Genomic DNA, 26,645 nt, shown 5'->3' with positions numbered 1-26,645 from the left:
TGAATAATTGCTCATATATATAAATTGCTTTTTTGCTGTTCGATTTCGTTTTTTCGCATATCATACGTTTGGCAGACGTTTCGCCGCTGCCGGGCAGCAAAGGGGTTTTCCGGATGACCAATCATACGCATACGCATTCTCACGATCACGAGCATTCTCACGATCACGAGCACGATCTCGAACGATCGCCGAGCCGCGGACATTCCCATCATCACGGGGGCCATAACCACCATCACGGCCACCATCACGGACACCATCACGGACACGACCATGCAAGATCCGGCAATAAAAAAGGGCTGGCCATCGCCCTGTCCATTACGGTCGGCATTATGGCGCTCGAGTTCGTCGGCGGCTTATGGACGAACAGCTTGGCGCTGCTGTCTGACTCCGGGCACATGCTGAGCGACGCCAGCGCCTTGCTGCTCAGCCTCGTCGCGATCTGGTTCGCATCGAAGCCGTCTTCCCCGAGCAAAACGTACGGCTTTTACCGGTTTGAAATTTTGGCCGCGCTGTTCAACGGCATCGCGCTTTTCGTCATTGCGGGATTTATCGTGTGGGAGGCGATTCAGCGGTTCGGCAATCCTCCCGAAGTGGCGAGCGGATCGATGATGGCGATCGCGGCCGTCGGTCTGCTGGCGAACCTCGCGAGCGCTTGGGCGCTTATGCGGCAAGGCGACGTCAAAAACAACGTCAACGTAAGAAGCGCTTATCTCCATGTGCTGGGCGACGCGCTCGGCTCGGTCGGCGCCATCGTCGCGGGCGTTGTCATGCTTGCCTTCGACTGGTACGCGGCCGATCCGATCATTTCGGTCTTCGTCTCCCTGCTCATTTTGAAAAGCGCTTGGGGCATCATTCAGCATACGGTTCACGTTTTAATGGAAGGAACGCCTTCGTCCATCGACCAGGCCGAGGTGAAGGAATCCCTGATGGCCATCGACGGAGTCAAAGACGTTCACGATTTGCATATTTGGACAATTACGTCGGGCTTCGACTCGCTAAGCTGCCATGTGCTCGTCGAGGACGGAAAAGACTGTCAAGGCGTTCTGCAAAACGCCATCCGCCTCATCGAGCAGAAATACGGCATCGAGCACACGACGATTCAGGTGGAATCCTCGGCGATTCATCACCGGGAGATCAAAGTTTAGCCGCCGCTCGCAGGCAGCAGAGAAGCCGAGGGCGCCGGGGCTTGCGTCCTCAAGCCTCGGCGTTCGCTTTGTTTCGGTCGCCGACGACGACCGTAAACTCCTGCTGCTTGCCGTCGCGAACGACCGTCAGCGTCAATTGGTTGCCGATCTTGGCTTCCGCTATGCGGTCCTGCAGATCGTCCTTGTTCTTTACGTTCTCGCCGTTGATCCGAACGATGACATCGTATTGACGGAGACCGGCTTCGTACGCCGGCGTTCCCGGCAGCACCTGCAGCACCATCGCGCCCTCGCGGGAGCCGAGCTTCAGCCGGTTCATCCAGGATTCGTCGATGTCGGAAACGGAAACTCCGATGTAGGACGACGGAATCGGCGTTCCGGATTCCAGGTATTCGATCAGCGGAACGACCGTGCCGCTCGGGATCGCAAAGCCGATGCCTTGGGCTTGGGTGCTTTTGGCCGTATTGATGCCGATCACATGTCCGCTTAAGTCGATCAGCGGCCCGCCGGAGTTGCCGGAGTTGATCGAGGCGTCCGTCTGCAGCAGATGCCTGTATTCCCTTTGTCCGCTGCTGCTCACGACCGGGATGTCGCGCTCTTTGGCGCTGATGACCCCGACCGTCACCGTGTGCTCGAAGCCGAACGGATTGCCGATGGCCACGACCCAATCGCCCACGTTCAATTGATCGGAATCCCCGAACGACAGCGTGGAGAATGAACGGCTTCCGTCGATTTTGAGCACGGCGAGGTCGTGTTCCGCGCTCGATCCCAGCAATTTCGCCACGAACGGCTCGTTTTCTCCCTGGACCGTCACTTCGATCCGATCCGCCCCGCTGACGACATGCTCGTTGGTCAGAATGTAACCGTCGGCCTTGTAGAAAAAGCCGGAACCGGCTCCGATCCGCTGCAGTTCTCCGCCTTCCGAAGCTCTCGGCTGCTGCTCCGGATCCCCGAAAAAGTACCGGAAAAACGGATCGTTGAAATAAGGCGACGTCTGCCTGCCCGACTTGGCGTACGTTTCGATCAGGACGACCGCCGGATTCGAAGCTTGCACGATGTCGGGGATCGAATGGGTCTTGCCGGCCGACAGCGCCACGTTCATTACCCCGCCCTGCCGGACGGCTGAACCGGACGCATAGCTTTCTTCCGGAGAAGGCCCGACGAAAGGATTCACTCCCGCGGCGACCAGCAACATCGCCCCGACCGCTCCGCCCGCGACGGCGGCTGCGGCTCTTGTCCATTTTCCGCGAAACATCATCAAGATTCCTCCCGCAAAAATTTCTGTCGGATTAATCCATAACGTTTCCACCCTTTATCATAATTTCCATCCTTAAATCCGCCTTAAACGCAGGTGAAAAAAAGATGAATTTCGTCCGAGCAGCCATCGGCAAACCATCGCCCCGATTCGGCTGAAAGTTTGCTTCGGCGTTCGGTTGAAATTCATCTCCATGCCGTCTGCCTTTACATCTCCGCCCGTCTGCCCTCCGCTTGCCGGACGCGGTCGGAGGAAACCGCGCTTCGATTGCCGAGCAGCAGCAGCGCCGAACCGATCAGCAGCACCCCGTTGAGGACGAACACCCAGCGGATCGGAATCCAGCCGCCAAGCGCGCCCCCGACGATCGGGCCGAGCATCGTCGCCAGCTGGGTAGCCGACTGGTTCAGGCTGAATGCCCGTCCTCGGAACTCCGGCTCCGTCACCTTTACGATCAGCGCGTTCAATGCCGGATAAACGCCGGCGAAAAACAGTCCGTAAACGAAGCGGAGCGCGCCGAACCCCGCGTAATGGCCGACGAAAAACTGCAGAATGTTGCCGATGCCGCCGCCCAGGAGCCCGATGACCAGCACTTTGACGAAGCCGATCCGGCTTCCGATTTTCCCCCATTGCGGCGCCGCGATCAGCGTGGCGATGCCGACCGCGGAAAAGATAATGCCCGATTGCAGCGAAGCCTCGTCCTGATCCGCGCCGAGCTCCATTACGTATACGGTAAGCAAAGGCTCCAGAATCATGACGGAAAACGTAGCCAGCGCCACGAGGCCGAGCGCGCTCGCGAAGGCGCGATTGGAGAACGCCAGCTTGATGTCTTCGCGGACGCGCGAGCGTTTGGCGCTGCGGTTGAAGTTTTTCTCTTTGACGAAAAAATGGGCGATCAGCGCCGAGACAAGCACGATCGCTCCCGAAAACAAAAACGCTTCCCGGTTGCCCATGTAGTGGCTCACGACGCCGCCGACAAGCGGCCCGATGATGCCCCCCGTCGCGCCGGACGTCGCCATAATGCCGAGAGCGTAACCGGAATGCCGCTCCGGCGTGTTCGTTCCCACCAGCGCGATCGATGCCGGAACGTAGCCGGCCAGCAGTCCCTGGAACACCCTTACGACGAGAAACAGATACGGATCGTGCACGAAATACGTCAAAACGTAAAGAACCGCCAGGCTATAGCCTGAGCGGATCAGCATCGGCTTGCGGCCGTATTTGTCGGACAACGAACCCCAATAGGGCGCGATCAAGGCGCTGGCCAAAAAGGTGATGCCGAAAGCCAAGCCCGACCAGAGCTCGAGATGGCTCGTTACGCCGAGATCCGCATGCAAAAAAAGCGGGAGAAACGGAATCGAAATCGAATACGCCGTGCTGCAGAAAAAGACGCCTACCCAAAGCACAATCAAATTTCGTTTCCAAGAATACTCCATTCCGCCGTCACATCCTGGTGGTTTTTCGTCTCCGGATCGACCGGTAGAGGTAAATTCCCCCTATGATGAAAAGAAGCAGTAGCGCGCCGACCGCATAAGCGATATGCTCGAGATTCGGCACGTTCACGACCAGCTCGAAACGGTTCGCCTCGAACAAATCGACGTTCCATTGATGCGTTCGGCCGCCGTCGGTCACTTCATCGGCGTTGCTTCCGTCCGCCTTGATCGGCAGCGTCAACACGATCGCGAACTTGAGCTGGCTTTGAATAAGCTTCTTCATCAAGTCCGGCAGCGTCGACAGTTGCCCGATCCATTCCTGCTGGCCTTGCTCAAGCATCGGCGCCAAATCGAGGGTAACCGCGACCGCATGCTTCGTGTAAAACCATTTTTTCTCTTCGGCATCCTCCACTTCGATGCCCTCCGGGAGGTCGGTCAAATCGCCGCTGTACTCCCTGAGATCGACGCGTCTGGAGGCCTCGATCTGAGCTTGTCCGTCCCGGTCGGTAATCCGAACGCCCATTCCCGCCTGTTCGAAGCGTTCGGCCAACTCGTTCATAATATCCGCTTTGCCGATGGCGGTTAAAATTTGCTTGCTGACCGAAAGGTCGAGATCGAGATCGGCGGTCCCGTTCCGGTTGATCGTCACGTGCGCTTCCCCTTGAGCGCAAGAGGAAAGCAATAGCACGCTTCCGACCAAAAGGGCCAACAGCTTCGTCCATTTTCGAGCGCGTCCGTGTTCGTTCATGTGTCACCCGATTCCATCGTTGTCTGCTTTTATTCTATCAGAATCGAACGACGGAATGGAGGTCGGGGACAAATTTGTACGACTATTCTGCAAGTTTTTCCGTGTCGCTTCGTTCGGGCGGCTTGAGCAATCCCAGCTCCAAACAGTGCCGGACGGACAGCATCTTCAATTCCCCGCCGAACCGAATGCCGATCGTGTCCCGCTCCAAGCCCGCAATGACGCCGATGCCGAACGCCCGGTGCCACACTTCCGAGCCGACCGCCAGTTGCGACGCATCCGAAATCGCGTCCGGATCGCGTTCGCGGCGCTCCGTTTTGTCGGGCGGCCCGCCCCGATCGCTCGCGGCGGCTTCCGGCTTCGCCGGCTCCTGCAGCCGGCGCACCGCGGCGACGAACGGGGACTCCTTCGTCTCCATTCCGTCCTTCCACTTGTAAGTCAACAGCTTCAGGTCCCGCTTCGCCCGGGTCATGCCGACATAAAACAGCCTCGCCGCTTCCTCCATCGCTTCCGGCCGCCCGGCTTTTTCTTCGTCGGTCTCCTCCTTCGAGGGAAGAATTCCGTCAATCAGATCGATCATATACACCCGCTCGAATTCCAGCCCTTTGGCGCTGTGCAGCGTGGACAGCGTTACCGCTTCCTCGCCCTTGCGGGTCTTGGCTTTTCGCATGACCGCCTCCAAATAGGTAAGCCGCGCGGCGAACTCCTCCATCGTGCCGAGCGTATCCGCAACCGATTCCAGCGTGTTCAGCACCCCGGCCAGGTAGTCTTTGCGGAACCCGAGATTTTCGCACATTTTGTCCAGCGCCTTCTCGTAGCCGAGCTTGCCCCGGATCGTGCGGATCGCCTGAAGCGGCGGCGCTCCTTTCATCTTTTCGATCGTTTCCTTCAATTCTTCCAGCAGCTTGGGCTGATAGTCCTGAAGGGGCACGCGCAGCAGCAACTCGTCGAAAACGTTGCCCCCGCCCGCGGCCGCTTTCAATTGCGCCATCTGCTGCTTCGTAATATACCCGCCCATCTTGGCATGAATGCGCTCGAGCAAATCCGGGCGGCGATCGTTGAACGTCATCCGCATGAAATTCAAAATATCCTCGACGACCCAATGGGAAAAAAAGCGGTAATCCGAGTCCTTCATATAAAACGGAATCCCCGCGCGCTCCAGCTCGTTCGCCAGCGCGATCGCCGAGGAATGGTTGCGGTACAGGACGGCGGTTTCGCTTAAAGGGGCCGTCCTGCCAAGCTGCTCCGCCAAATATTTCGTCTGGACGCGATGGTCGTTGAATTGCCGGATGCGGACGGGCGCGTGCGGGGGATTGTCCGTAAACATATTTTTGTCGTATCGGGCTTTATTCCGCTTGATGAAGCGGTTGGCCACCTCGACGATCTGCCTGGAGGAGCGGTAATTTTGCTCCATCAGCAGCACGGCGGCCTGCGGGTATACTTTGCGAAAATCCAGCAAATATTGCGGCTCCGCCGCCCGCCACGTATAAATGCTTTGGTCGTCGTCGGCGACGACGCACAGATTGCCGTGCCCGCGAACCAGCTTTTCGACGATGCGGTGCTGCGCCAGGGACGTATCCTGGCTTTCGTCCGTCATCACGTAATCGTACCGGCTCTGATAGCGGCGGAGCAGTTCGCCGTCAGTCTCCAGAGCTTCGTTCGCGATCGTCAGCATATCGTCGTAGTCGATGAGCCGCAAGCCCGGATCCGACCGCTTGAACGCCTCGTATTCCCGGACGATGTCCGCGGCGCGAGGTACCCCGCATTTTACCTTTTGCCATTCGGCGGGGGGCAAAAGGCGATTTTTGACGAGACTGGCATACGTAAGCAGCTCCTCCATCTGGTCCTCGGTCGGCAGGTCGTGCGCGATTTGCTGGTAAAGGTTGCGGAGGATAGCCTTTTTGTGCAGCGGAAACGGACCGGATTCCGGCGGCGTCCCGTCGTTCCCCGCATCCCCTTCGATCAGGCGGTAGGCGACTCCCTTGCGGCGAAAATGCTCCCTTGCCATCTCGTAAGCCAAACTATGGATCGTCGAAAAACGCACGCCGCCTTCCGCCAATCCCGGAAAAAACGAGGAAAACCGCGCCTTCATATCGCCCGCCGCCTCCCGGCTGAAGGTGACCGCGAGAATGCGGGACGGAGAAACGCCTTTTTCCTCGATCAAGTAGCCGATCCGCATCATCAGCGTCGTCGTCTTGCCGGATCCCGGCGAGGCAAGCAGCAGCAGCTGCCCTTCGGTCCGCATGACCGCTTGTTTCTGCACTTCGTTCAACTTAACGCCGAGTTCCCTTTGTTTACGGCTCCAATAATCTTCCTTGCCGGTCATTTTCGTTTCCCTCTCTATGGCTCTCTTGCTTCGTACCTGAATTTTTTTCTATTATAGCATGGGTAGTTCGCTATTCCTCCCCAAAACTCGGTATTCGCGCCCATCCGAATCAGGCGCTTTCCTGGACGACAACAAGGGCCGAAGCGTCTCCGCTTCGACCCTCTTGTAACTGTTTTTACTCTGCCTGCCCTGCGACTTCCAGCAAGCGCAAAATTATGACGGCCGCCTCCGCGCGGGTAGCCTGATCGAACGGAGCGAACCGGCCGCCGGATTTTCCGGCGACGAGGCCCGCCCGCCCGGCTGCGGCAGCCGCCGCCTTCGCCCATGCCGGGATATCGGCGCTGTCGGAGAAGCTTTCGGCCGAAGCCTCTTCATCCGGCGGCAGCTGCAGCGCCCGCGCGATCATCGTCGTCATTTCCGCCCGGCTGATCGGCGCGGCCGGACGGAACGTTTGATCCGCATAACCGCTGACGAGGCCCGAATCGACCGCCGCGGCTGCGAGCGGGCGAGCCCAACCGTAGATCGCTTCCGAATCGGCAAAATTCGGAGCGCCGCCATTCAACGAAAGCCCGAGCGCGCGAACGAGCATCGCGACAAATTCGACGCGCGAGATCGCTTGATCGGGCAGGAAGCTCCCGTCCGCATACCCGGTAACGATTCCTTTTGCCGCGGCTTCAAGGATCGCCGTTTGCGCCCAATGTCCCCCGATGTCCGAGAAATCGGCCGCCGGAGGGACCGAAGGCTCCTCTTCCGCCTCGTCGTCAGGGACGGAGAAAACGGCAACCTTCGAAAAACGAGCGATTTGCGCCGCGAAGACGTCGCCTTCCGTTCGACCCTCGATTTCAACCCAACGCTCGAGACTTTCGTCATAGAAGAACAACGCCGCTCGGCGTTCCTCTCCGACGCTATCTGCCGCGAACTTCATGCGGATCGCAACAGGCTCCTTGAGGGCTCCGCCGAAGCTGTTGAGCAAATCGAAAACCGGACTCAACGGCCGATAGTCTGCCGGAATACGTTCGGAGTCGACCTCGCTTTTTTTGATCGTCAGCGTAAACGCGCCGTCATAGGCATTCCCCGGAATTATGAGTTCAAGCTCGTCTCCAAAGCCGGCCGTGCAGCCCGAGGCCCCGCATACGATATAGCGTTCGTTCGGATTGGCCGGAATCGGGACGGGCGTTTGCGGAGATGCGATCGGGTCGGCAACGATCACCCGAACTTTCGCCGTTATCCCTTGCGGATTCGTTATCCCCTCGGGAAGCGCCAACGAGCCTTCGAACGCGTAGGTTCCCGCCACGTTTCCGTCATAGGCCGGGGTCCCGCCATCCCACATGACGTTAACGTTGATTCTGGCGCCGTCGTTAAGCGTGACTTCCGCCTGGGCGGGCAAAGCTACGGCATCCAGGACCGTTCCGTTCGCGACTTCAATGTCTTCCAAATCGCTTATGCCCGCAATCGTCAAAGGCTCGGGTTCCGTCTCCTCTTCCACGGAGAAAACGGCAAACTTGGTAAAATGGTCAACCTTGGCCACGAAAGTCGAGCTTGCAACGGTGCCCGCCACTTCTACCCATAACGCGGTCTCTTCGTTATAGTAGAACAATGCCGCCCTGCGCCCGTCTCCGATTCCGTCAAAATCGAACGCGAAATGGATCGTAATCGGCGTTTTAAAGTTCCCGGCAAAGCTTTTGAGCAGTTCGAAAACCGGGCTTAGAAGCCGGAAGCCGGCCGGAACGAGGTCCTCCGCATGTTCTACCTTTCGCATAGTCAACGTAAACGGGCCGTCATAAACGTTGCCGGGAATTTCAATGCTGAGCTCTTCCCCGAAGCTGGCCGTACAGCCCGAAGTCTCGCATACGACAACAACCTCGTTCGGCGGCTCCGGATTTGCCGGATCGGCGACGACAACTTCGACTGACGCTTTAAAGTCATCGGGATTCGTCACGCCTTCCGGCAGCGTCAACGTTCCGGTGAAGGTATAGGTTCCCGGCGTATTTCCATCATAGCTTGGGTTGCCGGTATCCCATGCGACGTCGGCCATCGCAACCGTATCGTTGCTGAGCGCAACTTCCACCTGGGCCGGGAGATCCACCTCCGCAAGACTCGTTCCATAAACGACCGTAATGACGCTCGGTTGCATCACTCCCGCAACGGTTATCGGCACAACCGGCGCGGCGTCCACGATCACGTTCACCTTCGCCGTAAGGCCGTTCGGGTTCGACACGCCCTCCGGCAGCGTCAGCGTACCGGTGAAGGCGTACGTGCCCGCAACGTTTCCGTTGTACGCCGGGCTGCCCCCGTCCCACGTCACGCCCGCGTTCGCGGTATCCCCGTTGCTCAGCGTGACCTGTACCTCCGTCGGCAGGCCGACCGAGCCCAGCTCCGTCCCGTTCGCGACCGGAATATTCGCAAGGCCGCTCACGCTTTCGACCGGCGCGGCCCCTACGATGACGTTCACTTTCGCCGTCAGGCCGTTCGGGTTCGACACGCCCTCCGGCAGCGTCAGCGTGCCGGTGAAGACGTACGTGCCCGCAACGTTTCCGTTATACGCCGGGCTGCCTCCGTCCCACGTCACGTCCGCGTTCGCAGTATCCCCGTTGCTCAGCGTGACCTCTACCTCCGTCGGCAGGCCGACCGAGCCCAGCTCCGTCCCGTTCGCGACCGGAATATTCGCAAGGCCGCTCACGCTTTCGACCGGCGCGGCCCCTACGACGACGTTCACCTTCGCCGTCAAGCCGTCCGGGTTCGACACGCCCTCCGGCAGCGTCAGCGTGCCGGTGAAGGCGTATGTGCCCGCAACGTTGCCATTGTACGCCGGGCTGCCTCCGTCCCACGTCACGTCCGCGTTCGCAGTATCCCCGTTGCTCAGCGTGACCTCTACCTCCGTCGGCAGGCCGACCGAGCCCAATTCCGTTCCGTTTGCAACCAGAATATCCGCAAGGCCGCTCACGCTTTCGACCGGTTCCGGCAGGTTGACGGTAAACGTAAATTCCTCCGTTTCTCCAACCTCGTAGCCGGCCGAATAGTCCTCCTTGTACCGTACAAGCACGGTTAAATCCCCTTCAAATAAAGGTTCCTCCCCCGGCACGTAGGGCGTATATGTAACTCCGCCATCCGTCGAGTATTCCATCGAAGCGTCGAGCCCGAAAATCCGATTGGCGGCATCGTCAGCCATCAACCCGGACGGCGCCCCGACCTTCAAGCGGATGACGGCCCCGGCGCTATAGCCCCCCGCAGCCAGGTAGCTGCCGTCTTCCGATTGCTTCACATATTTCAAATTGCCGGCGCCTTCGATCCACTTCTGCCACTGCTTGGTTCCGTCGGAGGCCAACTTTAGCAGCATTCCGTTTCCGTCCGCATTGTCTCCGCCGCTTACGATAAAACCGCCGTCTTTCGTCGACGAAATCGAAAAAGCCAGCGACGTTCTGCCGGCGGGATACGTTTTCCGCCAGATTTCGTTCCCTTGCTCGTCGACCCGGATGACCAAGGCATCTTGCGAGGACGTATAGGCATTGCCCACAAGCATATAGCCGCTCTGATCTTCCAGCCGATAAATTCCCTCTAGCACCGAGTCGGCCGAACCGTAGGTCCGCTCCCAGACGACTCCCCCTGAAAGATCCAACTTCATGGCATAGCCGATCGAGTCGCCATCGCCGACGACAATATAGCCTCCGTCCGCTGCAATCGCGCTGCGAACGTATCGATCGTCGCTTCGAGCGATCACGAGATCGGAAGAAGTTTTAACGCCGTTCTCGTCCGTCCAAAACAAAACGGCGTCCCGATTCAATCCCACGGAGGCCGTATTGTGATAACCGATCACAACGTAACCGCCGGAAACGGGAAGGACCCCCCGAACGCCGCCGTAAAGCGGCTCCGAACGTTGCCACAGCACATTGCCGGCGCCGTCGAGCTTCCCGTATACCCACTTGTAATCGGGGTCTGCGCTTCCCGCGTAAACGTAACCGCCGTCAGGCGTTTCCCCGACGCTCATCAGAGACGGCAAGTCCCCGCCGATCGTTTCCCTGGACCATTCTATCGCGCCGTCCGGTCCGATCTTCATGACCGTCCCTCTGCCGGCGCCGATAAATCCCCCGTCCGAGGTCGGCTTGAATCCGGAAAACCCGCTAAGCCCGCTGTAATCCGTCTTCGCGTACGCGAGCCGATCGCCGGCTTCCGCCGCCCGAACGGGAACCGCCAACGCCGGAACGAGCAGAACGAACGACATCAGCAAACCGATCAGCCGCTTATAGCGCCTTATTTTCGACATCGGTTACCTAACCTCCAGCTCTATCAAATCGGAAATAAACAGAATACTTCTATTTTAAAATAAAAAGGCATGCAAAAAGTCCCCCCTGAGGGGGATGCTGAAAACGACGGCTAAGACATCGCACGCTCATCGTTCCCTATGCTCCGTCCTTTCGCCGCCTCGGGCGGCCCGCAGCACGGCTTCGCCGCGATTTTTCACGCCCAGTTTATCGTAAATGCGTCTGCGGTGCGTCTTCACCGTCTCGTAGGCGATGCCGAGCCTGCCCGCGATTTCCTTGCCGCTCAGCCCGTCCAGCAAACCTTCGTAGACATCCATTTCCCTGGGCGTAAACAACGCGCTCAGCGGATGCGCCTCTCCTTCCGCCTCGCCGGGAGCTTCCATTCCGGCCAGAACGGTCCGCACGAAGGAAACGGAGGCAGCCGCAGAGCCCCGATAACGGCCTTGCCGCTTCGCCGCGGCCATCTCCCGCAGCAGGCTCCGCAGCGGCGGCCCCTCGTCCATCAACAGGCGAACGAAATCGTTCGCTTCACAAATTCGCAGCGCCTCCTCCAGTTGGATGAGCGCTTTTCGCAGGTCTCCCTGCTCGTGCAAGTATCGCGCCTGCAGCGCCATAATCTCGACCGCATCGAGCAGCCGTTTTTCCCGCTGGGCCGCATGCAGCAGTTTTTTGAGCAGGACAAACGCCTCTTCCCCCCGCCCCTTCTCCAGCAGCACCCGCGAGAATAATTCGTAATCGTATAGCAGATAAACGGAAACCGGATCGGAAACGCCCAGCCCGCTGCGCTCGCCCCATTCCAGCGCGGCAGCCGCATCTCCTTTTAAAAGCCGCAACCGGCACAGCTCCATATCCAGCTGCTCCACCCCGCGTTCGAACTCCATTGCCCCCATCCGCCACTTGCCCGACTCCAAAATTTCGACGGCTTCGAAAAGACGGCCTTGGGCCCCCTTAATCCTCGCCAGGCAGATCCAGCCGGGAACCAGCTCGTATTCCGACCGGTTCGGATTCCGCTCCGCCCATTTCACGCCTTCGGCGGCGTACCGTTCCGCGGCTTCGAGATCGTTCCAGATATAGAGCATTTCCGCATGGTTAACGAACAGCCGCCCCAAAAAAACAGGATTAACGGCCCTGTATAATTCGGCCAACTGAAGCGTATAAGGCTCGGCAATCGCCCTGGCGACTTGTCCGCTGCCCATTTTGTAGGCACGGGCCGTGGCCGCCTGCAGCGGGGCGTCCGGCTGGCCGAAAATAATTTTGATTCCGTCCGGAGCATAGCGGGCGACAAGCTCGTAGTGCTTGCGGGCTTCGGCCAAATCATGGCGTCCGAACACCATGATCGTGCCGCGTACATAGTGCGACATGGCGAGAAACCGATTCCGCTCCTCCTCGCTCATGTCCTCCGAAGCGGCAGCGAACCAGCTTTCGGCTTCGCCCATCAGTTGTTCGGCCAGCAAGATGTCGTTCGCATCCTCCGCCACAAGGGAATTGACATAGGAAAAAAACAACGCCGGATGCGTCAGCAAAAAAGGAGTCGGGATCGAGGACAGCCACTTGCGCAGGTTCGACCATTCCCAATCGATAATCCGGGAGGCCATCTTTTCCAGCACGAAGACGGCCCGCTTGTAATCGCCGCCCAGCAAGTAGTATTCGACGGCCTCCTCCTGCAAGTTCCGCTCCTCGCACCAACGTCCCGCCGCCTCGTACAGCGAAGCTGCCCGCTCTTCGCCTTCAAGCTCGAGCCGTCCCCGCAAAAATTCGGAAAACAAATGATGGAACCGGAACCAGCTCCCCTTCGAATCCAGCGGGACTACAAACAGCTGGGCGCGTTCGAGCTCTCCGACGAGCGAACCCGCGTCCTCGAAGCCGGTTACGCCGCGGCACAGCGACGCATTCCAACGCTTTAATACGGAAATTTTTCGCAAAAACGAACGCATTCTCCCGGACAACCCCTCATAAACCTCTTCCATTAAATATTGCCGGACCCGGCGGCTATCCCCGGCGAATTCGCGCACGAACGAAGCGCTGTCCTCCAGGCTCCGCATCGACAACAACGCGAGCTTGAGTCCGGTCACCCAGCCTTCCGTCCGTTTGACCAGTTCCGCGGTCCCTTCCTTTCCCAGCGCGACCCGCGCCTCGCGGAAGAAGCTTTCCCCTTCCCGGGCATCGAACCGCAGATCGTCGGCCGACAAACGCAGCGCCGTTTGCCTTGCTTCCATCCGCGCCGCGGCAAAGCCCGGCTCGGTCCGGCTGAGCAGGCAAAGATGGAGATGAGCCGGGAGATGCTCCGCTAAATAGGCGACTCCCCGGTTCAGCCGGTCTTCCCGGATGAGATGAAAGTCGTCCAATACGATAAGCAGAGGCCCGGATAACCGATTCAACACGTTCAAAAAGTAAATGAGCCCTTGTTCGAAGTTTCCGGTATGAAGAGGAGACAGCACCGGCTTGACGTCGTCCATAAAGCCGGGTCTGAGGCGATCGACGGCGGCCGCGATGTAGCGCCACATCCGGGAACCCTCGTTATCGCCTTCATCAAGCGAAACCCAGGCGGCGTCGATCCCGCATTCCCGAATCCATTGGCAGGCAAGCGTCGTTTTGCCGAAGCCGGCCGGAGCGCATACGAGCGTCAGGGCGCCGTTCAGAGCTTCGCCCAGTTTTTGCGTCAAGCGGTTCCGTTCGATCAGGGAAGGAGCCGGTCGGGGGATTTCCAGTTTGGAATGAAGCAGCGATTCGGTAAGGAAACGGGGTTCGGAATCTGGTTGTTCCATATGGGAGCTCCTTCGCGTTCTATCGAATAAAGCTAGTATAAACGATGATCGCGACGAGAAGAACCCCGAACGGCGATCGGCGTGCTGCCTCAAGTCCGCGTGGCGCGCTGCTCAGGTCCGCGTGGCGCGCTGCCTTGAGTCCGCGTGGCGTGCTGCCTTGAGTCCGCGTGGCGTGCTGCCTCAAGTCCGCGTGGCGTGCTGCCCTCGAGTCTATGCGGCGTGCTGCCTTAATTCATTTCCGGAGTTTAGCTTTTTCCCGCGTTCGCGAACAGGAGGGAGAGTTAGGCCGTCCGCCGGCTTTCAGAATAAATCGGAACTCTGGAGGGAGCCTAAGTATTCATAATGATAGATTTTGCCCGAGGTTCCCTTGGGAACGGCGCGGAATCTCCCTTTTCGGACAAGCTGGCGGCAGTATTTGATAACGGTTTGCTTGTGGAGTTCAAGCTCGCTTGCCGCCGCGGATGGTCGAACCATCCGATTGTGGCGAATCGCCAAACGCATCAACTGCCGCTCGATTTTTCCGAAAGTGCGGCCTACGGCAAAATCCTTCTCGTTCGCCGCCGCCAGATACGGAGCTAAAATGCTTCGAACCATCCCTAGCACGAACGGCGGATTCTCCTTCATCTCATCCAAGGAGATGGAGATTACGTAACATTCTTGCGACTGCAAGAACAGCGTCCGATTCAGATCCTTTCGATATTTCGAACGATCCGTGCCATGCGAGCCATAATCCATAATTTCAAACACAAAACGAAGCCCGCCCAAAATCCAGATAAAATCCACGAAATACGACCGTCCCCGCCAGTCCTTAACCTCATATTCGGGATGCAAACCCGCAAAATGCCCCACGAGGGACCACCATATTTTTTCGGCAAACATGCGGTTTCCATAACCATGCCCTCGTTTCAGCGCATCCAGTCGTTCCCCTTGGCGCTTCGACAAGTGCTCCTTTATCCACTTTTCATGCTCGATTTCAAAACCCAATATTCTCACCCTTTCCCGAAATAAATAAAACCCCGATCCCTTCGCTATGGAAGGAATACCGGGGCATGCTTCGCCACAATATGAATCCAATATATAATTACCAAATTATCCTATGCGTTGCAAGAAGTTTTTGAAAAGTCTTATGCTAGCCGTTTCCGGCAAAATTACCTTATACGATTTTTCACACAAAGTCGTGGCATCCGGTGGGTACATGCCCGATTTTGTATGATTTTTCGTACAAACTTTGGGATGTATCCGCTTCTCAATTCATGGTTGTACGATTTTCCATACAAAATTGCCGCATCCGACCGATAATCTCGCGTTTTTGTATGATTTTTCGTACAAATCCCGGAATGTATCCGTTTTCACACCCTCATTTGTACGATTTTTCATACAAAATTGCCGCATCCGACCGATAAACTCGCATTTTTGTATGATTTTTCGTACAAATCCCGGAATGTATCCGTATTCAGGCTCGCGATTGTACGATTTTTCATACACCCCCGTCCACAAACGGCATACCGCCTTTGACAGCAGAAAAGCCGATCCTCCGGCAGATTCACCTGCCAAAAGGGGCGGCTTTTCCGAATGTCAGTCAAAGCAAATGCGCACATCAACCGCGGTAAGCGACGTAGCTGGACGGATTTTCCCGGACGAGCACCTGCAGCAGCTTCGGCTTGTTCGGAAGGGCTTCGAGCTCCTTGTCGATCATATGGAACAGCGTTTGCGCGATGCCTTCGGTCGTCGGGAACGTCTCGGAAAATTCGGGATGGTCGTTGAGCACCGTGCTGTCGAATTTGTCGTATACCATTTCGTTGATCGTGCCGAAGTTGACGAGGAAGCCCGAATCAGCCAGCTCGTTGCCGCCGATCGTGATGTTGACGATAAACGTATGACCGTGCATATTGCGGGACTTGCCCGCGCTCTCGTGCGGATTGAAATGCGCGGAGGCGAGGTGGATATCTTTGTTCAGTTCGAATTTGTAGTTGTGCGCGACAGACGGATAATATTGAAAAAGCATAAGGTCACATTCTCCTTTCGGTAGCTCGATGCGTTCCGGTAGCTCGATGCGTTCCAGTAGCTGGATGCGTTCCGGTAGCTGGATGCGTTCCGGTAGCTGGATGCGTTCCGGTAGCTCGATGCGTTCCGGTAGCTGGATGCGTTCCGGTAGCTGGATGCGTTCCGGTAGCTCGATGCGTTCCGGTAGCTGGATGCGTTCCGGTAGCTCGATGCGTTCCGGTAGCTCGATGCGTTCCGGTAGCTGGATGCGTTCCGGTCGTTAGGCGCGCCGCCGGGCCGGAACTCCGGCCCAAGGGCGGCAAAGGAACTAGCGCAGGCTTGTTACGCCCGCACCGGATTCGCCAGCGGCTCGAAGCCGTCGATGCGGCATTCGGCCGTGTCGCCGTCCCGGATCTGCACCGCTCCCGGCGTTCCGGTCATCAGGATATCGCCGGGAAGCAGCGTCATGAACCGGGAGTGAAAAGCGACGGCGAACCACGGACGGTACCGCATGTTGAACACCTTGTTCGTATGCTTGACCTCTCCGTTAAGCGCCGTATGAACGGTCAAGTCCAGGACGTTCTCCAGCTCGTCCGGGGTCACCAGCTCGGAGCCGAGGCTGAAAAACGTGTCGAAGCTTTTCGCCCGCGTCAGAAACCGCGGGTTGCGCGCGTGAATGTCGGCCGCCGTCATGTCGAGCGTCGCCGCGAAGCCCGCCACGTACCGGGAAGCTTCCGCCTCGGATACGTTGCGGCATGTCCGACCGATCACGATCGCAAGCTCCGCCTCGGCGTTGATCCGGCCGGCGTCCGCCGGCAGCCGGATCGGCTCGCCCGGCCCGATCAGCGACGTGTCGGGCTTCATGAACCCGACCGGCTCTTCGGCGGGGTCGACCGTTTTCAGCTCCTCGGCGTCCTGCACGTAGTTGAAGCCGATGCCCCAAATTTTGCGCGGGCGCCGGTAGAGCGGGGCGCGCTCATAGCTTCCCGGCGCAAGCGCGGGCATGCCCGCAAGAATCGATTGCCCGCCTTCGGCCAGCCAGGCGCGAACGTCCGCCAGGGCGCCGGATTCGATCAGCTCCAGCATGCCGGTCGGCCAGCTTCGTCCGGCCGACCGGTTCAGCTCCTCCAGCGTGACAATGCCCCGCGCGGTCTGAACGGCCGCCTGTTCAAGCCCGTCCTTGCGAATGGTCGCGAGCCTCATCTTCATAACCCCGCCTTTTTATTCGTCGATTGTTTCGGCCGTTTCGCCTTCCTCGATCCCGGCAAGCAGCGCCTCGGACCGGGCCACGAAGCCGTAGCATTGCTTAACGTTATACAACGTCGCCGCCTCGCAGTACGGCGGCGAAGTCGTGGCGCTGCAATCCGACAGCAGCACGCCGTCGTAGCCGAGACAAACGGCGTCCTGCAGCGTCGCCATCACGCATTGATCCACGTTCACTCCGGCAAACAGCACGGTGCTCACGCTCAAATTGCGCAAAATGCTGTCGAGCGGCGTATCCCAAAACCCGCTCATCCGGTATTTGTCCACGTAAATATCCCGCGGGTCGGCGTCCAGCTCGGACACGACGGCCGCGCTCCAGCTGTCCTTTTCCAGCACGCGGGAGCCGTTGTTCGGCAGGGGGCCGCCGATGCCGATGTCGTCGCCGGACATATTGTATACGTGAAGCACGGACGGGCTCAGATTCATCCTGTCGGCCCGGTTTCCCCAGTTCAGCCAAATGATCGGGACGCCCTCGCGGCGCAGCGCGGGCAGGAGTCGGTTCAGCGGCTCGATCGGCTTTCTCGCCGGGCGATAGTCCGCCCCGATGTAGTCCAGCCACCCGCCCGGGCTGCAAAAATCGTTTTGCATGTCGACGACGACGAGCGCGCTGCGGCCGAGGTCCAGCGTCAGCCGCTGCGGCTCGGCATCGAACGACACGGGCTGCGGCTTTCCCTTCGCCCGGCGGAGATCGACGCGCTCGCCGGATACTTTCCAATGATTGCGGGCATGGCCCAGCGTGTGCATGGCGGTCATAGGCCACCTCCGATAGCTTGTGGTCAAGTTGCGGTCCGCCCGGGACCGAGCCGTTCTTCCCAATCCGCCGCCCAGTTCAGCAGCTTGCGGTCTTGGCCGGGACCGGCGACGAGGGACAAGCCGACCGGGCAGCCGCCGACTTCCGCCCAAGGGAGCGTTATTTGCGGCAGGCCGCCGATCCCGGCGATGCAGCTGAGCTGCATCGTGCGCGAGCGGCGCTCCTCCAGCCGGTCTCCCTGCATGTTGCGCAAAAGCGCGGGGCCCGGCGCCGTCGGAATAACCAGCACGCCGTCCTCGCCCAGGAAGCCGCCGAGGCGCTTGCGGATATCCGACACCGCCCGCCGTTCGGCCCGTCCGGCCTCCGGATCAAGCGTGGACGTCCAGGCGAACCGCTCCGCGATGCCGGGCCCGAAGCGGGGATTCGTCCGCTCGATCCATTCGCCGTGCTCGCGCCAGATGTCCAGGCCCTGCACGACCCGGAACATGCGCATCCATTCCGCGAGCCCTTCGGGCGCGACGGTCGCGCTTTCGCGGGAGGCGAAGGCGGAGGCGATTTGCTCGACGAACGGCTCCAGCGCCTCGCGCGTTTCCGGATCGGCCGCTGCCATCGCGTCTTCCGCCACGATCAGCCGGCCGAAAGCCGCGCCTTCGTCTCCGGCCGGGCCGAGCAGCGGCTCGCCGGCGCGCTTCAGCAGCTTCGCGGAGCCGGCCATCCAGCCCACCGTGTCGAACGTGACCGACAGCGGAATGACCCCCTCGATCGCCACCCGGCCGTGCGTCGGCCGGAAACCGTAAATCCCGCAGTAGGACGACGGGATCCGCACGGAGCCGCCGGTGTCGGTGCCGATGGCGAAATCGGCCAAACCCGCCGCGACGACGACGGCCGACCCGCTGGAGGAGCCGCCCGGGATGCGGTCCGGCGCCTTCGGGTTGACCGGCGTGCCGTAATGGAAATTTTCCCCGTTCAGGCTGAACATCAGCTCGTCCGTATGCGTCATCCCGTCCAGCCGGGCGCCGCTTGCGAGCAAAAGCTCGATCGCCGCGGCATGACGGTCCGCGGCCTCGTGCGTGCGTTCCCAGTCCGGGTTGCCCGCTCCTGACACATGGCCTTTGACCGCGAACACGTCCTTGGCCGCGAACGTCAGCCCGCTCAGCATTCCTTCGGACAAAGGCTCGAGCGTCAGATCGCGCCGGCTGTAGGCTCCCCAACGATCGCTCATCGCGTTTTCATTCCTTTCCGCACAAAATGCGCAGGTCTTCCTCGTCCAGGCTTGCCGGAACGCCCCTCTTGATCAGCGCGGAAAAGTCCTCGTCCGGGATCATCGTCGTGAACACGTACAGGCGGCTGTCGCCGGTGTTTTCCACCTGGTGGTTGAAGCCCGGGGGCACGACGAGATGGGCGCCCGCCGAAATCGGAATTTCCCGGTCGCCGACGATGGCGATGCCGGTTCCGTGCAGCACGTAGAAGTGCTCGAACGCCGCCTTGTGCGTGTTCGGAGGCGTTTTGCCGCCCACGTCGAAAATTTCGACGCAGTTCATGAACGGATAAAAATCCCCGTCGCTGAGCAAAACGAATTTGTTCGTGTCTTTCGGAGAAATTTTGTATACCGGCAAGCTGTCCGCTTTCCCTGCCAACGGTTGACGAATATCCATGGCGCCTCTCCCTTTCCAGTCGATCTGATTTTTAAAACGGAAACTGCGATCCCCAACAAGCCAGTTGCGAAAAACGGGATTTCAGCCCGCGATGCGAAGCCGCGCGAACGCCGCCGCCGTTTCGGCCGCCGCCTTCGCCGCTTCGACGATCAGGGCGCGGTTGGCCGCCGCGGAGCGCCCTTGCGTATGCGCCTCGATCGCCCGGATCAAATACGGCGTCACGCCCTTGCCTCCGCTTCGGCCCTCGGAGCCGGCCAGCGCGGCCTCGATGACCGCCTCCATCTCGTCTCCGTCGAACGCGTCGCTCTCCGGGATCGGCACGCCGAGCACGATGCCGGTGTTAAGGCCGAGCCGCCAGTGCGCGCTGGCCATCGCGGCGGCTTCTTCCCCGGACCGCACCTGAAGCGCCGAAAACGCCGATTCGCGGACGAAATAGCCCGGGAACCGGTCGCTGCCGTACGACCAGACCGGCACGCCGAGCGTCTCCAGCGCTTCCAGGCTTTTGCCGACGTCCAGAAACGTCTTGATGCCGCCGCATACCATCATGACGGGCAGGCTCCCCATCGCCGTCAGGTCTCCGGAGATGTCCCACGTCTCGGCGACGTCGCGGTGGACGCCGCCGAGGCCGCCGGCGAGCGCGACCGGAATGCCGGCGCGGGCGGCAATCCACGCCGTCGTCGCCGCCGTCGTCCCGCCGCTGAGCCGCCTGACGGCGGCCGCGCCCAGATCGGCCGTCGTCAGCTTGACGCGCCCTTCCGCCTGCGCCAGCCGCTCGAGCTCCTCCCGCTCGAGGCCGATGCGGATCTCGCCGTCCATCATCGCCACGACGGCCGGTTCGGCCCCGCGCTCGCGGATTGTCCGCTCGATGTCGAGCACGAGCTCCAGCGATCTCGGATACGATAGGCCGTGGGTCAGCAGCGTCGACTCGACCGCGACGACCGCCTCTCCCCGGTCCAGGGCATCCCGTACGCGCAGTGAAAATTCCATCGCCAGCCCCCCTTTTTTCACGTTACAAATTCAGCTTGAATTCGAAATCTTCGATGACGGTCGTCCCGGCGCAAACGAACCGGCTAATATCCGACGGCCCGCAGCGGTGAACGACCGACGAAACGAGATCGTGCGTATATACGAACGGATCGCGGCTCGTATCGAGCACGAGAAACGTCGCGTCCTTGCCCGGCTCGAGCGATCCCATCGCGCGGTCCAGCTTGAGCGCCTGCGCTCCCGAAAACGTGGCCGACCGCAGCAAGTAGCTCGAATCGATCGAACGCGGCTCCTTCGTCGCCCCGCGCGTCACCCGGCTTGCCGTGTCCATTTCCCGGAACAGGTCGGGGCTGGAAAACATCATGTTGTCCGAGCCGATCGAAATCGGAATGCCCCGCGCGAAAAACTCGTGCAGCGGCGGAATGCCGTCCCCGAGAATCAGATTCGTCCGCGGGCAGCAGGCGATCCGCTGGCTGCGGGCCTTCAGCTCGACGAGGTCGGATTCGGTGGCATGGGTGAGATGCACCATCAGGTCCGGCTCGAACGCGAACGCCCGCTTCACTTCCGTTTCGCCGAACGTTTGAAGCGAGTTCTCGTGATCGCGCGGAGATTCGCTCAGGTGAATGGCAAACACCTTGTCGCCGACGATTTCCCGGATCTGATGGTAGACTTCGAGGCCGAAGGCGTTGATGCTGGAAATGCCGAACCCGTCGGCCTCCTCCGCCACCGCTTCAAGCTCCTTGCGCGTCAGCTCGAAGCCCGCCTTGTAATCGGCCATCGGCCGCCCGAGAATGACGGGCCGGATCGGCAGCCCCCGGCTCGCCTTGCGCAGCGCCCGGATGCCGTCCAGTCCGCCCTCGCGGAAATCCCCGAACGCGGCGACGCCGGATTTCAGCATCTCCTTGAGCCCTTGCCGGATCGTCTCGATCAGGCGCTCCTCGGACAGCTGCTGCAGGTAGCGGTGCTTGAGGCCGTTCGGCGGCAGCACCGCGTCCTCCACGAGCATCCCGGTTCCGAGCTCCTTGGCGCCCGTGTCGGCGATATGGGTATGCGCGTCCACGAACGCCGGAATGACGAGGCCGCCCTTCAGGTCGATGCCGTGCTCGCGCGGCTGCCGCTCGATGGCGGCGATTTTGCCGTTTTCCACAATCAGCGTCGCGTTTTCGATCAGCTCCAGCTCGGGGCCCGCCGCGACTATTCCGTTCACATAGACTTCCATTCCACGTTCACCTCGTTCGTTTCGATGTTCAGCGGATTCCGCGCCAGCATGTCCTCGATTTCCTCCGCGGACGGATAGTGGACGGAGCTGCCCGAGCGGCTTACGGCCACCGCCGAAGCCGCCGTCGCGTAGCGGACCGCCTGGCGGATGTCTCGCTCCTCCAGATAGCGGTTGACGAACGCGCCCGCGAAAATATCGCCCGCCGCGAGCGAGTTGCTCGTCAGCACGCGGACCGACGGGCTGACGATATACCGTCCGTCGCCGTATGCCGCGCTCCCCTGGCGCCCTCTCGTGCAGACGACGACGCGGGGGCCCCAATCGGCGATGCGCGCCAGCTTTTCGCGGAGCTCGTCTTCTTCGGGTCTTAACAAATGGACCGCCGCTTCGTTGGCGAACACGATATCGATGTTGCCGAGCGCGTTTTTGACGCCTTCGACGCCCCAGCGCCGCACGGAGGACGGCTCGAGATCGATGGATCGGGAAATGCCGAGCCTTCCGCACTCGGTCAGCAGGCAATCCACGTAAGGTTCCAAAAACAGATGCGTATGCAAATGATCGGTCCGGGACAAATCGAAGGCGGCCACTTCCTCCGGCGCAGGCAGCCTCGACGGCTCGATCGGCGGGGACAGCAGCACCGCCTTCTCGCCGGTCCGGTCGACCATGATGATCGAAGTCGGCGTTTGCGTATTCAAAATCCGGTGCAGCGACGGCTCGACGCCTTTGGTCTCCAGAATGTTCTGCACCTGCCAGCCCATCGAGTCGTCGCCCGCCCAGCCGAGCACGTTCGCGCGCGAGCCCAGCTTCGCCGAAGCGGCCGCGAAGTGAACGGCCGGTCCGCCCGGGGACCAGGACACCGTTTCCGCAAACGTTTTTTCGTCGTACCCGGGCATGCGCGGAAGGATGAACAAGCCGTCCATGACGACGTTGCCGAACGTTAAAATGCGTTGCTGTTTCATAGGCCTCAACTTCCGATTCCGGCCGGCTCCGCCGGCTGCCTGAACGCAAAGCCGGGAACGGCCAATGTGGTGGTTTTGTCGAACAGCAGGCCGTTGCCGGCATGCAGGTCCAGCAGGACGCGCTCTCCGGCTTCCGGTATCCATTTGGCATGAACGAGCGCCGTCAGCTTCGTCCGCGAAGCTTCCGTGCGGACGTGCACGAGCGCCGACGAGCCCAAATGCTCGATGACGTCGACGACGGCGGGAATGCCGGGAGCACCGCTTCCGCTTTTCGCGACTCCGATGTCTTCGGGACGGATGCCGAGCACGAACTCCTTGCCTTCCCACTCCCGGCTTTCGCCTCCGCTGCCCAGGTCCGCCGGAAGGAACGCGTCGAGCGCCTCGACGCCCGGCACGCCGTCACGCACCGCGCCTCGGCACGGCTGCAGATTGATCGGCGGGTCGCCGAGAAACCCGGCCACGAACAGGTTGGCCGGCCGCTTGTACAGCTCCAGCGGCTTGCCGATTTGCTGGATGACGCCGCTTTGCAGCACGGCGATCCGGTCGCCCATCGTCATCGCTTCCTCCTGGTCATGGGTGACCATAATGGTCGTAATGCCCAGCTCCTGCTGCAGTTCGCGCATTTCCAGCCGGATTTGCCGGCGCAGCTTGGCATCGAGATTGGAAAGCGGCTCGTCGAGCAGCAGCAGCGACGGCCGCAGCGCGATGGCCCTGGCAATCGCCACCCGCTGCTGCTGGCCGCCGGACAGCTGCTTCGGGTAACGTTTTTCCAGCCCCGTCAAGCCGACCAGCTCCAGCACGGACTTGATGCGCCTGCCCATTTCCGCTTTCTCCGTCTTATGGCACTTCAGGCCGAACGCGATGTTGGCCTCCACCGTCAAATGAGGAAACAGCGCGTAATCCTGAAAAACGAACCCGATGTTGCGCCGATTCGGAGGCAGGTCCTGAATCTCTTCCCCCGCCAGCCGGATTTTGCCGACGTCGGGCGTCTCGAAGCCGCCGATCATTCGTAAAACGGTGCTTTTCCCCGAGCCGCTCGGCCCCAGCAGACAAATGAATTCGCCCTGCTCGGCCTGCAGAAAAACGTCCTGCAGCACCTCCACGCCGCGAAACGTTTTCGACAGCCCCTCCAGCGCCAATTGACTCATGAACGTTCCTCCTCTCCCGCATTTCGCGATCCTTGCCGCAGCCTATTGCGGCCGTTCATTCCATACGCGGCTCTTCGCGCGAGTCATGGCTCTGTTTTACCGGTTTACCGGCCCCGGCCCAGGCAGCTCCCCTGCCGCGGCCAAGCCTTTCGCCTTACGCCTTCAGCTGCTCATCCAGCAGAACGATGCCGTCCAGCGCCGTCACGATCGCGTGCTCGAAGCCCGCTCCGGCCACGAACGGCTCGCCGGTGACGAAATTGTCGCCGATCGCGTTGACGACGCCGCCGCGCAGGCCGAACAGCGTCGTCAGCGTCAGCAGGATCGCGGCCTCCCGCTCGACGTTCAGCACGCCGGCGCGGTGCCACATTTCGAATTGCTGCTTGTGCTGCTCCTGAAGGTAACCGTTCAGCGCCGGGCGGCCGACGCCGACGTATTCCGAGTCGGACGAGCGGGTGACGCCCAGATGGTGGCGGAATCCGTTCGTTTCCGCCGCGCGCTTCATCGCCGCGACGAGCCGGTAATCGGCGATGGCCGGGAATGGCTTCGGCGCGTAGCTTTGGCTCGTGCCGTCGTCCCGGACCGCGCCGGTCGCGATGACGAGATCGCCGACGGACAGCGACTCCTGCATCGCGCCGGAGCCGCCGACGCGAATGTACGTGTGGGCGTTCGTATTGGCCATAATGTCCATGAGGATGATTTCCAGCTCCGGCCCGCCGCTGCCGCAGGAAATGACCGAAATGTCGACGCCTTTATAGGTGCCGGTGTACGTTTTGGCCATGCCCGTGTCGGACACGAGCCGGTGCGTATCGAAATGCTCCGCGACTTCCTCCGCGACGTCCTTCTCGCAGCCGTGCAGCGGGTCCTTGACGACGAAGATGACGTAGGGCGCGATCTGATCCGCGGTAATCTGGGTAAAGGCAGGCTTGCCGTTTATCGTAAAAGGTCCGATTTTGTTCATCATCTCGATGATAACCTCCAATATTCGAATGGGATGGAATCCGCGGCCGGCAAGCGCAACCCGCAATGGCGGCGGAGAGCCGAACCGCGGTTAAAAATAGCGCGACCAGCGGGCGAATTTTTCGCCGATGAGCGACAGGATGAAAATGACGAGCGTAATGATGGCCGACCAGGCGAGCACGATCTGGTTCAAGCCTTCGCTTCGCTGCTCCGAATAGACCCGGACGGGGAACGTCGGCGAGCCGGAGCTCGAGATGAACATCGTGAGCGTCACGTCGGTAAACGACATGAGCAGCCCGAACACCGCTCCCACGATAACGCCGGGCAATATGATCGGCAGCGTGATTTTGCGGAACGTCGTCCACTTGCCCGCGCCGAGGCTGTGCGCCGCTTCCTCGAGCCGCGGATTCGTTTCGCGAAGGCTTTGGATGACGATCCGGAAAATAAACGGCGTAATCATGACCGCATGCGCCAGCACGAGCGAAACGAAGGAGCCCGACAGCCCGATCATGCCGTAAAACTGCAGCAGCCCGAGCGACCAGATGACAAGCGGGAAAAACAGCGGGGCGAGCAGCACGGACTCGATCCATTTGCTATCGCTTTTGCGGAGGGCGAGCGATGCCGGAATCGTGATGGCGAGCGAAAGAACGGTCGCGATCGCGGACAGCCGCAAGCTGGTGACAATGGAATTGCGGTATTCCGAGTTGTCCGCCATCTCCCGGAACCAGCGGAAGCTTAACCCCTCCAGCGGAAACGAGAAATAATCGGCCTTGTTGAAAGCGACGATCACCATCAGCAGCATGGGCGCCAAAACGAACAAAAAGGCCAGATAGACCGCGATCCGGTGAACAACCTTGAGCGCCCCGTAAGCGACGCGGCTGCCCGCATTCGGCCGGTTCATCGGCGATCCCTCCCCGAGGCGTTGACCGAACGGTTCAACAAAATGGTAACGGCCGCCAAAACGACCAGCAGCGCGATGGAAATGACCGAGGCGAACGACCAGTCGAAAATTTGAATGGCCTGCTGGTAAATGATTTGCGCCAGCAGCTGGATTTTACCCTGGCCGACGATGCCCGGCGTCGCGAAGGAGCCGAGCGTCCCGCCGAACACGAGCGCGCTGCCGGCCATCATGCCCCCTTTGGACAGCGGGAGCGTGACGCGGACGAACGCCGTGAACGAGCTTGCGCCGAGGCTGGACGCCGCGTCCAGCACGTTGGCCGGAATGGACCGCAGCGAGTTGACGATGCACAGCACCATGAACGGCAAAAACCCGTGCACGAGCGCGACGACGACCGCGCCGTACGTGCCGAGGAAGTTATGGGGCTGCGACAGCAGCCCCATGTCCCTCAGCGCGACGTTGATCGGCCCGTAGCGGGCGAACATGAGGTACCAGCCGAGCGACTGCAGCAGCGCTCCGCTGAACAGCGGCGTAAGCACGACCGTGATCAGGGTCGTCTTGACGAACGATTTCGCTTTATAAATGTGGTAGGCCAGCAAATAGCCGACGACGAGCGAAACGGCGACGACGATGACCGCCAGCAGCAGCGTCGTTCCAATCACCTTGATGAAATAAGGATCGGAGAAAAACCGCGAAAAGCTGCCGAGCGATAAATCCCGCTCCCACATCGTCCGCTCCGGCTGATTCGCCTGAAAGCTGTTGATCAGCAGCACGATAGCCGGAATCAAAAACACGGCCCAGTAGACAAGCATGGCGGGAGAGAGCAGCGCCACCTTGGACCACAGCTGTCTTTGCCCCGCCGGATTCGGCCGCCGGGACTCCGCGATTGCTTTTTCCATCCGCCTCTCCCCC

20 protein-coding genes are annotated in these 26,645 nt (G+C 60.4%); 1 reads left to right on the top strand and 19 read right to left on the bottom strand.

All coding sequences use genetic code 11. The features are described from left to right. Positions 1 to 113: 113 nt before the first annotated feature. On the top strand, positions 114 to 1,145 hold the full coding sequence (locus tag B7E11_RS14670; protein WP_080840830.1) for a cation diffusion facilitator family transporter: 1,032 nt from the start codon (positions 114 to 116) through the stop codon (positions 1,143 to 1,145). A 49-nt stretch (positions 1,146 to 1,194) separates the two neighbouring features. Here B7E11_RS14670 and B7E11_RS14665 read toward each other — a convergent pair whose 3' ends face one another. From B7E11_RS14665 to B7E11_RS14570, 19 genes are all read right to left on the bottom strand, one after another. Continuing rightward, on the bottom strand, positions 1,195 to 2,400 hold the full coding sequence (locus tag B7E11_RS14665) for a S1C family serine protease (RefSeq protein ID WP_080835950.1): 1,206 nt from the start codon (positions 2,398 to 2,400) through the stop codon (positions 1,195 to 1,197). A 203-nt stretch (positions 2,401 to 2,603) separates the two neighbouring features. Beyond that, positions 2,604 to 3,827: an MFS transporter gene (locus B7E11_RS14660; protein WP_080835947.1), complete on the bottom strand. Its 1,224-nt coding sequence runs from the start codon at positions 3,825 to 3,827 to the stop codon at positions 2,604 to 2,606. A 7-nt stretch (positions 3,828 to 3,834) separates the two neighbouring features. Continuing rightward, positions 3,835 to 4,572: a DUF3153 domain-containing protein gene (locus B7E11_RS14655; protein ID WP_080835945.1), complete on the bottom strand. Its 738-nt coding sequence runs from the start codon at positions 4,570 to 4,572 to the stop codon at positions 3,835 to 3,837. Between the two features lie 82 nt (positions 4,573 to 4,654). Next, positions 4,655 to 6,895 (bottom strand): ATP-dependent helicase, encoded by a 2,241-nt coding sequence (locus tag B7E11_RS14650; RefSeq protein ID WP_080835943.1) that lies wholly within the window; start codon positions 6,893 to 6,895, stop codon positions 4,655 to 4,657. A 175-nt stretch (positions 6,896 to 7,070) separates the two neighbouring features. Next, a complete protein-coding gene (locus B7E11_RS14645; protein WP_080835941.1) occupies positions 7,071 to 11,156 on the bottom strand; it encodes an Ig-like domain-containing protein in 4,086 nt (1,361 codons plus the stop codon). 126 nt (positions 11,157 to 11,282) lie between these two features. Further along, positions 11,283 to 13,919: a winged helix-turn-helix domain-containing protein gene (locus B7E11_RS14640; RefSeq protein ID WP_080835939.1), complete on the bottom strand. Its 2,637-nt coding sequence runs from the start codon at positions 13,917 to 13,919 to the stop codon at positions 11,283 to 11,285. A 300-nt stretch (positions 13,920 to 14,219) separates the two neighbouring features. Continuing rightward, positions 14,220 to 14,912 (bottom strand): hypothetical protein, encoded by a 693-nt coding sequence (locus B7E11_RS14635; RefSeq protein ID WP_245809732.1) that lies wholly within the window; start codon positions 14,910 to 14,912, stop codon positions 14,220 to 14,222. A gap of 604 nt (positions 14,913 to 15,516) precedes the next feature. Further along, positions 15,517 to 15,924 carry a 6-pyruvoyl trahydropterin synthase family protein gene (locus B7E11_RS14630; protein WP_080835931.1) on the bottom strand — a complete coding sequence of 136 codons (408 nt, stop codon included), beginning with the start codon at positions 15,922 to 15,924 and terminating at the stop codon, positions 15,517 to 15,519. Positions 15,925 to 16,244: 320 nt separating this feature from the next. Continuing rightward, positions 16,245 to 17,105, bottom strand: a complete 861-nt coding sequence (locus B7E11_RS14620) for a fumarylacetoacetate hydrolase family protein (protein WP_080835924.1) — start codon at positions 17,103 to 17,105, stop codon at positions 16,245 to 16,247. Positions 17,106 to 17,123: 18 nt separating this feature from the next. Continuing rightward, positions 17,124 to 17,918 carry a cysteine hydrolase family protein gene (locus B7E11_RS14615; protein WP_240353134.1) on the bottom strand — a complete coding sequence of 265 codons (795 nt, stop codon included), beginning with the start codon at positions 17,916 to 17,918 and terminating at the stop codon, positions 17,124 to 17,126. Between the two features lie 23 nt (positions 17,919 to 17,941). Next, on the bottom strand, positions 17,942 to 19,138 hold the full coding sequence (locus tag B7E11_RS14610) for an amidase (RefSeq protein ID WP_080835921.1): 1,197 nt from the start codon (positions 19,136 to 19,138) through the stop codon (positions 17,942 to 17,944). Positions 19,139 to 19,145: 7 nt separating this feature from the next. Beyond that, positions 19,146 to 19,571: a cupin domain-containing protein gene (locus tag B7E11_RS14605; protein WP_080835918.1), complete on the bottom strand. Its 426-nt coding sequence runs from the start codon at positions 19,569 to 19,571 to the stop codon at positions 19,146 to 19,148. Positions 19,572 to 19,652: 81 nt separating this feature from the next. Continuing rightward, positions 19,653 to 20,558 carry a pseudouridine-5'-phosphate glycosidase gene (locus tag B7E11_RS14600; RefSeq protein ID WP_080835917.1) on the bottom strand — a complete coding sequence of 302 codons (906 nt, stop codon included), beginning with the start codon at positions 20,556 to 20,558 and terminating at the stop codon, positions 19,653 to 19,655. 22 nt (positions 20,559 to 20,580) lie between these two features. Then, positions 20,581 to 21,774 (bottom strand): amidohydrolase family protein, encoded by a 1,194-nt coding sequence (locus B7E11_RS14595; RefSeq protein ID WP_080835911.1) that lies wholly within the window; start codon positions 21,772 to 21,774, stop codon positions 20,581 to 20,583. Next, positions 21,759 to 22,730 carry a carbohydrate kinase family protein gene (locus tag B7E11_RS14590; protein ID WP_176220763.1) on the bottom strand — a complete coding sequence of 324 codons (972 nt, stop codon included), beginning with the start codon at positions 22,728 to 22,730 and terminating at the stop codon, positions 21,759 to 21,761. Before B7E11_RS14590 ends, B7E11_RS14595 begins: the two co-directional genes overlap by 16 nt. Before the next feature lie 5 nt (positions 22,731 to 22,735). Then, positions 22,736 to 23,878: an ABC transporter ATP-binding protein gene (locus B7E11_RS14585; protein ID WP_080835904.1), complete on the bottom strand. Its 1,143-nt coding sequence runs from the start codon at positions 23,876 to 23,878 to the stop codon at positions 22,736 to 22,738. A 154-nt stretch (positions 23,879 to 24,032) separates the two neighbouring features. After that, a complete protein-coding gene (locus B7E11_RS14580; RefSeq protein ID WP_080835901.1) occupies positions 24,033 to 24,839 on the bottom strand; it encodes a nucleoside phosphorylase in 807 nt (268 codons plus the stop codon). A gap of 87 nt (positions 24,840 to 24,926) precedes the next feature. Further along, positions 24,927 to 25,736 (bottom strand): ABC transporter permease, encoded by an 810-nt coding sequence (locus tag B7E11_RS14575; protein WP_080835897.1) that lies wholly within the window; start codon positions 25,734 to 25,736, stop codon positions 24,927 to 24,929. Then, positions 25,733 to 26,632, bottom strand: a complete 900-nt coding sequence (locus tag B7E11_RS14570) for an ABC transporter permease (protein WP_080835894.1) — start codon at positions 26,630 to 26,632, stop codon at positions 25,733 to 25,735. The genes B7E11_RS14575 and B7E11_RS14570 overlap by 4 nt, the downstream gene beginning before the upstream one ends. Positions 26,633 to 26,645: the final 13 nt, after the last annotated feature.

The organism is Cohnella massiliensis (assembly GCF_900169535.1).
In the GTDB taxonomy this organism is placed as follows: domain Bacteria; phylum Bacillota; class Bacilli; order Paenibacillales; family Paenibacillaceae; genus Cohnella; species Cohnella algarum.
This window is presented reverse-complemented; position numbering and strand designations above follow the sequence as displayed.